Here is a 13,833-nt window from a genome sequence, read left to right on the forward strand (position 1 = left end):
GTTGGCCTGGGCGCATGTGAGCCACCCGTGTTGCTCCCCGAGGATCTGTCCGAGGACGAGACCGCACAGACGGACGCCACGGTGTCCGACGTCTGCTGGGACAAGACCATAACCCCCGCCGTCATCGAAACCGTGACCGAACAGGTCATGGTGAAGCCCGCCGAACTTTATGCCGATGGTACGGTGAAAACCCCCGCCACGCATGAAACCCAGACCATTCAGAAGATCGTGCAAGAGCGTCAGGAAACCCGGTTCGAAATCCCGTGCCCGGACGTGATGACACCCGATTTCATCATGAGCGTGCAGCGCGCGCTCAAGGCACGGGGTTACTATTCGGGCCCGATCAGCGGGCAGATGTCCTCAGCCACCCAGTCCGCCATCCGCGACTATCAGAAAAAACAGGGGTTGGATTCCAGCACCCTGTCCGTCGATGCCGCGCGCAAACTGGGATTGATTATGGTGGAACGGTCGTAGGGCCAGACACCCAAGTGATCTCACCCAGGTGCCATGTCTTGTCGAACCACGGCTCAAGTGGGCCATACAGCCTCAGAATCGTGTTCCATCCCTGACCGGTTCCGGTGGTCTGCACCCACTTGGCCTCTTTTGCCCTCGGGCGGGTTGTCAGCTTGCGACAACACCAAAGCTTACCGCCTTTTCCTCTGTCCGGTCCCGGACCACCGGAACCGCTGGATCAAGGATGCACGACTTAGCATAGCACCCAGGACAGCTGACCGTTTTCCTTGCCCATGTGCCACCCCTGAACGGCAACACATCGGCTATAAAACCGACCCCCGACAAGAGAAACGCGCCCGCCCGCAACAGAACGAAAGGTTAATATTTCGTTAATTCTGGACTCACGCGCATCCATACCCAATAGTTAACACTACGTTTGCCGTATTTTTGGTAACACGATCTGCCTCAATTCAAGTGACGATTTTTAACTCGGTGACGTGAAAAATTTAAATAAATGGCAGCAATGCTGCCGCTATTCCGTGGGGGAATTACAATGGCATTTTCGTTCTCTGGCCTTCCGGCCATTTTTGTCGGCACCGAAAACTCTGACACATTTTCACTTTTGGATGGCGACGGCCTCGCCTGGATTTTCGGCTTTGCGTCCGATGAGGATTTTGTCGAAATCGACGGCGTGATCGTCAATCCCGATCCGCCCTATACCGGGATCCTCCTTTTTGAGTTTCTGGGGAACACCATCATCCAGTACGGCGAAGATGACTATGCCATCCTTTGGGGCGTCGATCTGGACGACTGGATCGCAGATACGCCGCCAGTGGTTGTCGACGGGTCCGGCAACGCAGATGTCATCGATGCGGCTTATGTCGATCTCGATGGCGATATGATCACCGACAAGGGCCAGATCATTCTTGGCGAAGGCGGCAATGACATCATTCACGATGGCGCTGGCGCAGACGAGGTTCATGGCGGCAGCGGATCAGACATGTTTTTCAGTGGCGGCGGGGCCGACCAATACTTTGGCGGCACCGGCAGCGACAGCGTGCTTTATACCGGGTCAGCCATCGGTCTGACCATTGACCTGTCCGATACTGCCAACAGCACCGGCATCGCAGCGGGCGACGCCTATACCGACATCAAGGCGGTGCACGGCTCCGATTTCGCGGACATCATTATCGCCGGGGCAGGCGTCTCGAACATCCACGGCGAAGATGGCGACGATGTGATCACCGACGGCGCGGGCACCCAGCGCCTGTACGGTGGAAGCGGCGGCGACGTGTTCCAGCTGATAGACGGCGATGGCGCACAAGACCGCATCATGGATTTCGAACTGGGCGTTGACCAGCTTGACCTGTCCCTGTGGGGCGTCACCTCGCTCAGCGAAGCAGGCCTTGTGATTGCCGAACACGTCAACGGCGGCGGCGTTGGGCAAGGCTTTGTCAAAGTGTCCTATAACGGCAACGAAGTCCGCATCGATGGGTTGGTTCAGGCAGATGTGGCCAGCCTGACCAGCAGCAGTTTCATATTTGCCAGCCTCGATTTCGCCGGGGCAACGATCAACGGCACCTCGGGCAGCGATCTGATCGATGCCAGCTTTATCGATGCCGACGGCGAAAAGATCTGGTCCGGCGGGCAGACCATCCTGGGCGAAGATGGCGCAGACATCATTCACGACGGGTCCGGCGATGATATTGTTGATGGGGGTGCCGGGAACGATCTGTTCTATGGCGGCGATGGCGCAGACCAGTATTTTGGTGGCACCGGCAGCAACAGCATCCTGTACAGCAATGCGACCGCTGGCCTTGTCATCGACATGACAAACACGGCCAACAGCACCGGCATCGCCACCGGAGACAGCTATACGGACGTCAAATTTGCGTACGGATCTGACTATGGCGACATCATTACCGCCAACGCGGACATTACCCGAGTCTATGGTGAAGACGGTGATGATGTGATCACCGACGCGGCGGGCACCCAGCGCCTCTATGGCGGCGATGGTAGCGACGTGTTCCAGTTCATCGATGGCGATGGCGCGCAAGACCGCATCATGGACTTCGAACTGGGCGTTGACACGCTTGACCTGTCCTTGTGGGGTGTCACCTCGCTCAGCGATCCCGGGTTGACGATTGCGGAACAGGTCAATGGCAGCGGGGTCGGGCAGGGCTTTGTCAAAGTGTCCTACAACGGCAATGAAATCCGCATCGACGGCCTCGTCCAAGCAGATGTAGCCAGCCTCACCAGCGGCGATTTCCTGTTCGCCTAGATCAGATCACCGGAAAAAACTCAGCGGGCTGATCCGGCCCGCTGAGGCACGGAAAGGTGGAATTATCGTTAATTCTGGACACTGATCTCAACGTTGTTAATACTTTTTGAGACGACAATCGCCACTCTAAGGCCTGATTGTCGCGATATTTGTGACTTGGTTGTGTGGTCAAAACTTTAACCAGTAAGCTGCCATAGCTCAGTGGAGAATAAAAATGACAAGTGCTCCGACCACCTTTCTGACCCTGACCGGTACCGATGGGTTTGAGATTTTCTCATTTGCGGATGGCGACGCCCTGAGTTTCGTCTCCGGGTTCAATTTTGCCGTCGATTTGATCACCATCGACGGCGTTGTCGTTTTCCCTCAGACGCTCCCTGTCGGCGTCACGATGTCTCAATCCGAAGATAACACCATCATCCAATACGGTGGCGGTGACGATTTTGTGGTGCTTGAGGATGTCGATCTGGCGGCCTGGATTGCCGCCCCCCTGCGCGAGATTGTCTACGGAACCGAAAGCGTGGACATAATCGATGGATCCTACAGCGATATCAACGGCCTAAGCGTTGCTGACACCGGTCAGACACTGCTTGGCCAGGGCGGCAATGACATCATTTATGATGGCGCGGGCGATGATCTTGTCTTTGGCGGCAGCGGCAACGACGTGTTTTTTGCAGGCGACGGCCAGGATGCATACTTCGGCGGCTCCGGCCGCGATACTGTGAACTATACAACCTCTCTGGTCGGGCTGACCATCGACATGGTGGATTCGTCCAACAGCACCGGAATCGCAACCGGCGACAGCTATACCGATATCAAGTTCGTACACGGCTCGGACTTCGCAGATACGATCATCGGCGGGGAAGGCGTGACCAACCTCAACGGCGAAGGCGGCGACGACGTGATAACCGATGCCGCAGGCACCCAGCGCATGTTTGGCGGCGCGGGCAGCGATGTGTTCCGGTTTATCGATGGCGACAACACGCAAGACCGCGTCATGGATTTCGAGGTCGGCGTTGACAAACTTGACCTCTCGCTATGGGGCGTCACCTCCCTGACCGAGCCCGGCCTGACCCTGACCGAACAGGTCGACAGCAATGGTATTCCGCAAGGCTTCCTGAAACTCTCCTACAATGGCAACGAGGTTCGCATCGATGGTCTGGTTCAGGCCGACGTCGCCAGCTTTTCAGACAGCGATTTCGTGTTTGCCACGCTTGATTTCACAGGCGCGACCATCAACGGAACGTCTGATGCTGATGTGATCGATGCGATGTTCCGGGATGTTGACGGCGAACGGATCTGGTCAGGCGGTCAAACCATTCTGGGCGAGGGCGGGGCTGACGTCATTTACGATGGCTCTGGCGACGATATGGTTTACGGCGGCGCCGGGAACGATCTGTTCATCGGTGGCGACGGGGCCGACCAGTATTTCGGTGGCTCAGGCAGCAACAGTGTCAGCTACGCCAATGCAACCGAAGGCCTCAGGATCGATCTGACCGATACGTCCAACAGCTCGGGCATTGCGACCGGCGACAGCTATACCAACATCAAAAGCATCTATGGATCCGAATTTGGCGACGTCATCATCGCCGACGCCGCGACCAAACGTCTGTACGGCGGCGACGGCAACGATGAGATTATGGATGGTGCGGGCGTGCAGCGTATGTACGGCGGCAGCGGTATCGATATCTTCATGTTCGTCGAAGGCGATGGCGCCCGTGACCGCATCATGGATTTCGAACTGAGGGTCGATCAGATCAACCTGTCCGAATGGGGCATCTTCTCGCTTGACGATCCCCGTCTGACCATCGCCGAACAGGTCGACAGCAACGGCGTCGGCAAGGGCTTTGTGACGCTGTCCTATAACGGCAACGAAATCCGCATCGATGATCTGGTCGAGGCCGATATCCCCGATCTGATCAGCAGCGATTATATCATCAGCTAAAGATCATCAGCTAAAGGCTGTGGCTGGCGTTCATGCCGGCCACACCGCCACACGCAAGGTCGCCACCACGTCGGGCGCTGTAACCAGACGCATCAGAACCGGCGCGCTCAGACGCCTCACAAGACACTGTGGATATGCCACGGCTGAATCTTTGCCCCCCCGAATGAAGCTTTGCTTAGGCCTGCGTGACGCTGCATGTCGCGGACATGGCATCTTGGCTTGACTGCGCTTGCGCCGGGGCGTAACTCAACCGCAGGAACACCGTGGCGATTTGTTACCGGATTGCGGGCCACGTAAATCAACCGCTAAAAGGTCAGGATGAAAGACCCCTTTCGCTTGACCGCGTCTGGGGTTTTTTTGTCGCCGCGTGGCCTGTGTTCCTGGCCACGCCGCAGGAGAACAGAAAATTATGAGCGAGAACTGGAACAAACGCACCAATGCCGTCCACGGTGGCACCCGCCGCAGCCAATATGGCGAAGTCAGCGAAGCGATCTTCATGACGCAGGGCTTTGTCTATGACAGCGCCGAAGCCGCAGAAGCCCGGTTTATCGAAAGTGGCGATGACGAATTCATCTATGCCCGCTACGGCAATCCGACCGTGCGCATGTTCGAAGAACGCATTGCCCTGCTTGAGGGTGCCGAAGACGGCTTTGCCACCGCGTCTGGCATGGCGGCCGTTTCCGGTGCGCTGACAGCGATGCTGAAGGCGGGCGATCACGTCGTGTCCTCGCGCGCGCTGTTCGGGTCATGTCTTTACATCCTCGAAGAGGTTCTGACCCGTTACGGAGTCGAGGTCACCTTTGTCGATGGCACCGATCTGACCCAGTGGGAGGCCGCCCTGCGCCCCGACACCCGCGCCGTATTCTTTGAATCCGTGTCCAACCCGACGCTTGAAGTCATCGACATTCGCGCCGTGTCGGCCCTTGCGCACAAGGTCGGCGCGACGGTCGTGGTCGATAACGTCTTTGCAACCCCGGTGTTTTCCACTGCCATCGAACAGGGCGCCGACGTGGTGGTCTATTCCGCAACCAAACACATCGACGGGCAGGGCCGCGCGCTGGGCGGGATCATCCTTGGCACCAAGGAGTTTATCCGCAAAACCGTTGAGCCCTACATGAAACACACCGGCGGCTCGATGAGCCCGTTTACCGCGTGGGTCATGCTCAAAGGGCTCGAAACGCTCAGCCTCCGGGTCAATGCACAGGCCGACAACGCGCTCAAGGTGATCGAGGCAGTGCGCGATCACCCCGCTCTGGCCCGCGCGCTTTATCCCGGCCACCCCAGCCATCCGCAGCATAACCTGTCGATGGGGCAGATGGAAAAGGGCGGCACCGTTCTGTCGCTGGACCTCAAGGGCGGCCAACCGGCGGCCTTTACCTTCCTCAACACGCTGCAAGTGGCCGTTATCTCGAACAATCTGGGCGACGCCAAAAGCATCGTGACCCACCCGGCGACCACCACCCACCAGCGCCTCAGCGAAGAGCAGCGCGCCGAGCTGGGCATTACACCCGGCCTTGTGCGCCTGTCGATGGGCATCGAAGACGCGGCGGACCTGATCGCCGATGTCACAGCCGGTCTGGACGCCGCCCTCTGATCCACTGGCCGCGCTTAACCCGCGCGGCCATAAAACCCGATCCGCTCGTCGTCAGTAAACCGCACGCCGGGCGTGTCGAAAAAGCTGAACACCGAAATTACCCGCGCCCTGTCGCCCATGACAGGCGTCACCCGGTGTGGCGTGTTCTTGCCTCGAAACACGTTCAGCGTGCCGGGTTTCAGCCTGAGAACCTGCACCTGATCATCCTCGCCCCGCAACAACCGCGCGACCCCTTCATAATTGGGGTCATCGTCGCGGCGCAGATCGGTCCGATACACAAAGTCGCCACCCTCGGCCGGGGCCTGCAACAGCAGTGTCGTGGTGAATTCAGACCGGTCGAAATGCCAGTTCAACGCCTGACCCTCGCCGTAAGACATCACATTCAGCCCGGCCAACGGATCGTCCATCGGGAACAACGCGGGCTTGCCCATCGTCGCGGCCAGAAACCGCGCGAACATCGGCCAGTGATACAACCGGTCCGCCGCGCTGCCCGCCACCTGATCGCCACACAGCGTATCGTTCGAGGTATGAAACCGCGTCAGGGCAGGGTGGTCGTCCGCCAGCCCCGGAACAGACTTGCGGAAATAGATGTTGTGATCGCGCTGATGCCGAAAGCTTTCGGTTGCAAACGCAGCCTGCAACCCGACTGCCATATCCGCGGCCACGTCCGGGTCCATCAACCCGTCCAGACTGAACATCCCGCCTGCGTCCAGATCCGCGCGGCAGGATGTCACCAATGCCTGCCACTCCGGTGTATCGGGGCGATCCAGCGGATAGCGCTCCAGATCAAGGATATCGTGCATGCAAACCTCTCTTGCGTCCAAATCCAACCTATCAGCCCCAAAAACCCCGAACTGGCCGGTTTTGGCCAAATATCTGTCTCTCTGCGCCATTCCTGAAACGCCGCCCCGCGATAATCCGCCACTCAGGGTGATCCGCAACGTCTTTTGGAACGTATTGAATTTGTCTATTGGAAACAGCCTGTGGGAATGACTATCTTTGGGTCTGGACCGCTTTGACGGGGGAATTGGGACATGAACATTCATTCGCGCGCGCTGGATGGCGCACCGGACAAGGACGAAGCCGCCGCCGCGCTCAAGGTTTTGCGCGCTTGGGCGACCACCGCGTCCCGGACGGAAATTGCCGACCTGCACCCCTCGATCGCCCGGCTTCTGCCCGAGGCCGCGCCGGTCAGCTATCCTGACCTGGCACGTGAATACCCGGCGGATTTCAAAGTTGATCCGGCTTACAAAGCCTCGCTGCCCGATCTGCAGAACGGCCCCACCAGCCTGATCCGTGGCGCGCAGCAGCAGATCCAGCATGTCGGCATCTCGAACTTCCGCCTGCCTATCCGCTATCACAGCCGCGATGGTGCAGATCTGACGCTGGAAACCAGCGTCACTGGCACTGTCAGTCTGGATGCCGACAAGAAGGGCATCAACATGTCCCGCATCATGCGGTCGTTCTATCGCCACGCCGAACGCACTTTCAGCTTCGAAGTGATGGAAGCCGCGCTGGATGATTACAAATCCGATCTCGACAGCTTTGGCGCCCGCCTGCAGATGCGCCTGTCCTTCCCGATGAAGGTCGAAAGCCTGCGCTCGGGCCTGTCGGGCTATCAGTATTACGACATTGCGCTTGAACTGGTCGAAACCGACGGGGTCCGCCAAAAGGTGATGCACCTCGATTACGTCTATTCCTCGACATGTCCGTGTTCGCTTGAGCTCAGCGAACATGCCCGTCAGCAGCGCGGCCAGCTTGCCACGCCGCATTCACAACGGTCGGTGGCCCGGATCTCGGTGGTTCTGGATTGCGACGCCAATTGCCTGTGGTTCGAAGACCTGATCGACGCCTGCCGCCGCGCCGTGCCGACCGAAACACAGGTCATGGTCAAACGCGAAGACGAACAGGCCTTTGCCGAACTCAACGCCGCCAACCCGATCTTTGTCGAAGACGCGGTGCGCCTGTTCTGCAAGGAACTGCAGGCCGACCACCGCGTTGGCGACTTCCGTATCATCGCCAGCCATCAGGAAAGCCTGCACAGCCATGACGCCGTCAGCATCCTGACCGAAGGTCCGACATTTCAGTCTGCCTCGCTTGATCCGCGCCTGTTCGGAACGCTGGTGCACCCCGGCTAAGCCCCTTCACGGCCTGAAATGTCATCCACGCACCGGCGGATTGTCGCGTTATTGCCGCAGTGCAGCATTTTATGCTGCGCGCGCAAAACAATTCGGGTAAGGTATGCTTACGTACGAGTTCCTGCACCTTATTTTCGGAGACATGCATGCTGCATGACGCCATTGACCGCGCCAACGATATGACCCGCCTGTGGTGGGATTGTACCCAAATGGTTGCGGATGTTCCCCTCATAATTACCATGCGGCTGATGGGCCTGTCCGGTATCTGGTCGGTGCCAGACAACGAACATCACGACATGGTTCACGAAAAAGCACCCGCTTTTACCGAATCCTTCATTTCGGGCACGCTGGCTGTGTGGTCCGGGCATGGCCCCGACCGTGTGATGCAGGCCGCGATTGAACCGATCTCCCGCATAACCCGCGACAACCGGGCGCGGCTGGCAGGTGGAGGGCCGCGTATGGCGGACCAACAACCTGTTCTGGCCGAGGCGACCGGATCCCTCTAACGGAGTTCTAGACACATGACCCCAATGACCAACCCGATTCAAATGCATGCCGCCGCCGTCAAAATGGCCAGCAACGCGTTTGCCACACAGATCAAACTGTTCGAAGCCTTTGCGTCCTCTGCGATGGAACTGCCATTGATCCAGATTCGCGCAATGAACAGCGCGATTTCTCTGCCGTCTGACATCGCCCAGTCCTTGATGCCAGCAAGCGGCACTGCCCCCGCTGCCAAAGCGGCGCCAGTGGCCAAGCCCGCCGCCAAACCGACACCCAAGGCGACGGCAAAACCGGTTGCCAAACCTGCGGCCAAGGTAGCCGCCAAACCCGCCCCCAAAGCGGCCAAGCCTGCCGCGAAACCTGTTGCAAAGACCGCCACAAAGCCGACCGCAACGCCAGCGGCCAAACCGGTTGCCAAGGCCCAGGCCGAAGCTGCACCCGTTGCCAAGCCTGTTGCCAAAGCCGCCGCGACGCCGGTCGCCAAGCCCAAGCCTGCAGCAAAACCCGCTGCACCAAAGCCCGCAGTTGTGAAGGCTCAGCCAAAGCCAGCGGCCAAAACCGCCGAAACGCCCAAAGCACCGGCTGCTGCAGCCCCTGCGCCTAAGCCTGCTGCACGTAAAACTGCACCTGCAAAGGCAGCAGCCCCAAAAGCGGCTCCAAAAGCAGCCCCCGCACCCAAGGCCGCCGCCCAGCCTGCGGACACAGCACCAGCCCCGGCTGACAAAAAGCCGGTAACCCGTGCGCGTCGCACACCGGCCAAACCGACGCAAATGCCCGGTTCCAAGGCATAAGACGCAAAACCACGCATTGTCTGATGAAAAGGCCCGCCATTTGCGCGGGCCTTTTTTGTGCCCGTGTCCCCCGGGCGACAAATCCGGCACCAAAGCGCTCACGTTGCTGCGATGCAGCATTTTCGTGACGAATCCCTGCTATACTGGTGATGGGAGGACCCTCTGAAGATCCAACAAGAGGACGTCCAATGCAACACGACCACGTCGACATCAGCAGTCTGCGGCCCGGGCTCAGGGCACGGGTTGATCTGTATCTTGTCTCTCTCGGACTGGGGTTCAACGCGGGTCTGGCCTATCGTGATCGCCTGCATGACCTCATAGCGCTTGATTCCCTGTCGGACGCGCAGCTGATCGCCATGGGTCTTGACCGAACCCAGATCCCGGCCTTCGTCTTCAGTGATCTGCTCGCGCCCCCTCAACGCCCGGTCTGATCTTGACACGGCCTGCCGGTCGCGCCAACGCTGCCGCCATGTTGGACCTGCGCCCCGTCGGATATGTCATCGGCCTGCTCGTCGCCATGCTTGGCGCCGTGATGGTGCTGCCGATGCTGGTCGACCTCTATGAAGGGCGGGGCGAATGGCACGTCTTTCTGGAAAGCGGCATCGTCACCGTGCTGATCGGCAGCCTGATCGCCATCAGTTGTCAGAACGGCGTGCGCGAAGGCCTGACAATCCAGCAAACCTTTATCCTGACCACCGGGGTCTGGGTCGCCCTGCCGATCTTCGGCGCGATCCCCTTTATCCTGGGCGAAACCGAACTACGGGTGGTCGACGCAATATTCGAAGCCATGTCCGGTCTCACCACCACCGGCTCCACGGTGATCTCGGGCCTTGATACACTGCCCGACGGGCTGCTGCTGTGGCGCGGTATCCTGCAATGGCTGGGCGGCGTCGGCATCATTGTCGTCGCCATGGTGTTCCTGCCCGAACTCAGGGTTGGAGGGATGCAGATCTTCCGCTCGGAAGGCTTTGATACCATGGGAAAAATCCTGCCCCGTGCCACCCAGATCGCGGGCCAGATCTCGACCATCTACGTCGCCATCACCATCGCCTGCATCCTAACCTACCTGGTGCTTGGACTGTCCTGGTTCGACGCAATCGTGCACGCCCTGACAACCGTCTCAACAGGCGGCTTTTCCAACTATGATGCCTCCTTTGGCACGTTCTCCGGCGCCCCCGAATATGCCGCCTCGATCTTCATGATCGCCGCCGCGCTGCCCTTTGTACGCTACGTCCAGCTGATCAACGGCCATGGCCGCCCGCTGCTGCGCGACAGTCAGGTCCGCGCTTTCGTGCTGACCATCCTGATCCTCGTCCTTGTTACCACTGCCGTCCTCACCTCGACCTTCCCACATCACTGGGAACGGGCGTTTCGTGAGGCCCTGTTCAATATCACCTCGATCATCTCGGGCACCGGCTATGCCAGCGTGGATTACATGCAATGGGGCAGTTTCCTGATCATGGTGTTCTTCTTCATCGGCCTGATTGGCGGTTGCGCCGGATCAACCGCCTGTTCGGTCAAGATCTTCCGCTACCAGATCCTGTTCTCGTCGATCCGCGCCCAGATCCGACTGATCCGCAACCCGTCCGGCATCTTCACCCCCAGGTTCGAAGGCCGCCCCGTTGGCCCCGACGTGCTCAGCTCGGTGATTTCGTTCTTCATGTTCTTCGTCGTCTCCCTGGGCGCGCTCAGCTGGGGCCTGTCCCTGACCGGTCTCGACATGATCACCTCGATCTCGGGCGCGGCCACGGCACTGGCCAACATTGGCCCCGGCCTTGGCGACATCATCGGCCCGGCGGGCAATTTCAGCACCCTCAACGACACCGCCAAATGGATGCTCACAGCCGCGATGCTGATTGGCCGGCTTGAACTGATGGTCGTCTTCGCCCTGTTCACAATTCATTTCTGGAGGGCCTGATGCCTGACACAGACCGCCCCCTTGGCGTACAGATTTCGCGCATGTTGAAAGATCGCGGCGTCGACACGATCTTCGGCATCCCGGGTGTCCACAATCAAGAGCTGTATCGCGGCATCGAACAAGCCGGCATCACCCATGTTCTGGCCCGCCACGAACAGGGCGCCGGCTTCATGGCCGACGGATACGCCCGTGCCAGCGGTCGCCCGGGCGTGTGCTATGTGATCACCGGACCAGGGCTCACCAACATCATGACCCCGATGGGGCAGGCCTATTCCGACAGCATCCCGATGTTGGTGATCTCAAGCTGCCTTGACGAAACGGCCGCTCGCAAAGGCCAGCTTCACCAGATGAAAGACCAGCGCGCCGCAGCTGAAACCGTCAGCGACTGGGCGGTTGAGGCCCGTAGCGCCCAGGCGGCCTACCAGCTGATCGACCGGGCATTGCTTGAGCTCGACCATGCCACCCGCCCACGGCCAAAATCGATCTCGGTTCCCATCGCCGTTCTCGAAGCAAATGCAGAACCGGCCCCGACCGCGCATCAGATCCGCCGATCCCGGCTGCGCGACAGCGATCTTGCGCCGGTTCAAACCCTGTTGCGCACGGCCAAACGTCCGATGTTCATTTTTGGCGGCGGCGTGCGCGACGCATCCGCTGTCGCAGATCTCCTGCAAGACACGCAAGCCGCGTCCTTCGTGACCTATGCCGGGCGCGGACTCGTGGCACCTGACGCGCGCCATTTCTTCGGCTCAAATCTGGCCCGCCCGGGCAGCGCCGATGTCATCGCCAGCGCCGATCTCGTGATTGCCGTCGGCACCGAACTGGCCGAGGTCGATCTCTGGCGCGCCAAACTGGGCCAGTCCGCGCCGCTGGTGCGTGTCGATATTGATGCCGACCCGCTTGGCGATCAGAACGGCGCCGACCTCAAGATCCGCTACGACGCCGACCTGTTCCTCAGCGATCTGCGCGACATGGGCGTTGCCCGCGCATCCTCGGGATGGACGCAGGCCGAGGTCGCTCAGGCCCGCGCCCAGTGGCGCGCCGAGGTTGACGCCGACTATCCCCATATCCGACCGGTCGCCGGCGCCCTGCGCGCCTGCTTGCCCGAAGACACCATGATCTATTCCGACATGACCCAATTCGCCTATGCCGCGAAAGAGGTCTGGGATATGGACCGTCCCGGCCACTGGCACCACCCCACCGGCTTTGGCACATTGGGATATGGGCTGCCCGCTGCCATTGGCGGCGCCGTTGCGCGCGCAGGCAAGCCGACGATGGCCATCGCCGGGGATTATGGCTTTCAATACACCTGCAACGAACTCGCAACGGCGGTGGAACTGCAACTGCCTTTGCCGATTATCCTTTGGGACAATGGCAAACTCGGCGCCATCGAATCCAGTATGGTCGCCGCCCAGATTGCGCCCAATGCAGTGATCCAGAAAAACCCCGATTTCGACCTGCTGGCGCGCGCCTATGGTGCAGGTTACGAAGCCCCCGAAACGCTCGACGACATGCAGAAAACCGTTCGCGCTGCCTTTGACGCAGACAAACCCACGCTGATCCGGCTCACGCCCGCGCTCGTGGCATAGCCTCTAATTCTTCTCTTTCAAAATACTCCGGGGGAAGTCCCCGATTTAATCGGGGACGGGGGCAGCGCCCCCCTCTAATCAAACCGCCCGCCGGGAATTGCGATCCGCCGACCCGCGCGCTCGGGATGGGGCAGGGCGGAATGCTCTTTCAGCATCGCGGCCAGCTTGTCCTGCACATCATCCGGCATCGCGGCAACGCGCGGCCCGCTCTGATCGATGTGCAACCCCAACCCCTCGCCAGTGGCCGACAGCCATCCGTCTTCGTGGTAGAGTTCCTGATAAAAATGAAACCGCTTGGCGTCAAAATCCAGCAATTGCGTCGTCACATAAACCGCATCGCCTTCATGCAGTTCGCGCAGGTAACAGACGTGAAACTCGGCCGAAAACGTCGTGAACCCACGGGTCTCGCGATACTCCTTGCCGAAAATGCCGGTGTGAAACATCGCCTCAGCGCCCTGATCAAACAGCACGCTGTAATAGGCCATGTTCAGATGGCCATTATAATCGATCCAGTCGGGCAGAACCCGCATCGGGGCTGAGGTAAAGGGCGCGGTCATGACACCTCCAAAGTGTTGCACGACCGGCTTAGCCCGACGACCCGGTACCGTCCAGAGCACCCCGCAAAGGGC

The 13,833-nt window shown here is 59.8% G+C and carries 12 protein-coding genes and 1 riboswitch; of the genes, 10 read left to right on the forward strand and 2 right to left on the reverse strand.

The features are described 5' to 3' along the window. Window positions 1-27: 27 nt before the first annotated feature. The 4 genes from FOY56_RS04540 to metZ all read left to right on the forward strand — a co-directional run bounded on the left by FOY56_RS04540 (window position 28) and on the right by metZ (window position 6,270). Window positions 28-474 (forward strand): peptidoglycan-binding domain-containing protein, encoded by a 447-nt coding sequence (locus tag FOY56_RS04540; RefSeq protein ID WP_246139414.1) that lies wholly within the window; start codon window positions 28-30, stop codon window positions 472-474. Between the two features lie 532 nt (window positions 475-1,006). Continuing rightward, the gene (locus tag FOY56_RS04545) at window positions 1,007-2,734 is read left to right on the forward strand and encodes a calcium-binding protein (protein WP_146344643.1); all 1,728 of its coding nucleotides are present in this window, start codon (window positions 1,007-1,009) and stop codon (window positions 2,732-2,734) included. Between the two features lie 214 nt (window positions 2,735-2,948). Next, window positions 2,949-4,676: a calcium-binding protein gene (locus FOY56_RS04550; RefSeq protein WP_146344644.1), complete on the forward strand. Its 1,728-nt coding sequence runs from the start codon at window positions 2,949-2,951 to the stop codon at window positions 4,674-4,676. A 253-nt stretch (window positions 4,677-4,929) separates the two neighbouring features. Further along, window positions 4,930-5,005: riboswitch (SAM riboswitch) on the forward strand. 80 nt (window positions 5,006-5,085) lie between these two features. Beyond that, window positions 5,086-6,270, forward strand: a complete 1,185-nt coding sequence (gene metZ / locus FOY56_RS04555) for an O-succinylhomoserine sulfhydrylase (RefSeq protein ID WP_146344645.1) — start codon at window positions 5,086-5,088, stop codon at window positions 6,268-6,270. Window positions 6,271-6,284: 14 nt separating this feature from the next. Here metZ and FOY56_RS04560 read toward each other — a convergent pair whose 3' ends face one another. After that, window positions 6,285-7,073 carry a HalD/BesD family halogenase gene (locus FOY56_RS04560; RefSeq protein ID WP_146344646.1) on the reverse strand — a complete coding sequence of 263 codons (789 nt, stop codon included), beginning with the start codon at window positions 7,071-7,073 and terminating at the stop codon, window positions 6,285-6,287. A 231-nt stretch (window positions 7,074-7,304) separates the two neighbouring features. Between FOY56_RS04560 and folE2 the strand changes: the two genes are divergently transcribed. The 6 genes from folE2 to FOY56_RS04590 all read left to right on the forward strand — a co-directional run bounded on the left by folE2 (window position 7,305) and on the right by FOY56_RS04590 (window position 13,204). After that, on the forward strand, window positions 7,305-8,408 hold the full coding sequence (gene folE2 / locus FOY56_RS04565; RefSeq protein ID WP_146344647.1) for a GTP cyclohydrolase FolE2: 1,104 nt from the start codon (window positions 7,305-7,307) through the stop codon (window positions 8,406-8,408). 146 nt (window positions 8,409-8,554) lie between these two features. Continuing rightward, window positions 8,555-8,914, forward strand: a complete 360-nt coding sequence (locus FOY56_RS04570) for a hypothetical protein (RefSeq protein WP_146344648.1) — start codon at window positions 8,555-8,557, stop codon at window positions 8,912-8,914. Window positions 8,915-8,929: 15 nt separating this feature from the next. Further along, entirely contained in the window at window positions 8,930-9,700 is a 771-nt protein-coding gene (locus tag FOY56_RS23470; RefSeq protein ID WP_186766236.1) for a hypothetical protein, read from the forward strand. A gap of 188 nt (window positions 9,701-9,888) precedes the next feature. Then, window positions 9,889-10,131: a hypothetical protein gene (locus FOY56_RS04580; RefSeq protein ID WP_146344649.1), complete on the forward strand. Its 243-nt coding sequence runs from the start codon at window positions 9,889-9,891 to the stop codon at window positions 10,129-10,131. Window positions 10,132-10,169: 38 nt separating this feature from the next. Then, the gene (locus FOY56_RS04585) at window positions 10,170-11,618 is read left to right on the forward strand and encodes a TrkH family potassium uptake protein (RefSeq protein ID WP_146345133.1); all 1,449 of its coding nucleotides are present in this window, start codon (window positions 10,170-10,172) and stop codon (window positions 11,616-11,618) included. Continuing rightward, on the forward strand, window positions 11,618-13,204 hold the full coding sequence (locus FOY56_RS04590) for a thiamine pyrophosphate-binding protein (protein ID WP_246139415.1): 1,587 nt from the start codon (window positions 11,618-11,620) through the stop codon (window positions 13,202-13,204). Before FOY56_RS04585 ends, FOY56_RS04590 begins: the two co-directional genes overlap by 1 nt. Window positions 13,205-13,278: 74 nt before the next feature. On the opposite strand, the gene FOY56_RS04595 is transcribed toward FOY56_RS04590, so the two are convergent. Then, on the reverse strand, window positions 13,279-13,761 hold the full coding sequence (locus FOY56_RS04595) for a thioesterase family protein (protein ID WP_146344650.1): 483 nt from the start codon (window positions 13,759-13,761) through the stop codon (window positions 13,279-13,281). Window positions 13,762-13,833: the final 72 nt, after the last annotated feature.

The organism is Falsiphaeobacter marinintestinus, assembly GCF_007923355.1.
Classification (GTDB): domain Bacteria; phylum Pseudomonadota; class Alphaproteobacteria; order Rhodobacterales; family Rhodobacteraceae; genus Phaeobacter_A; species Phaeobacter_A marinintestinus.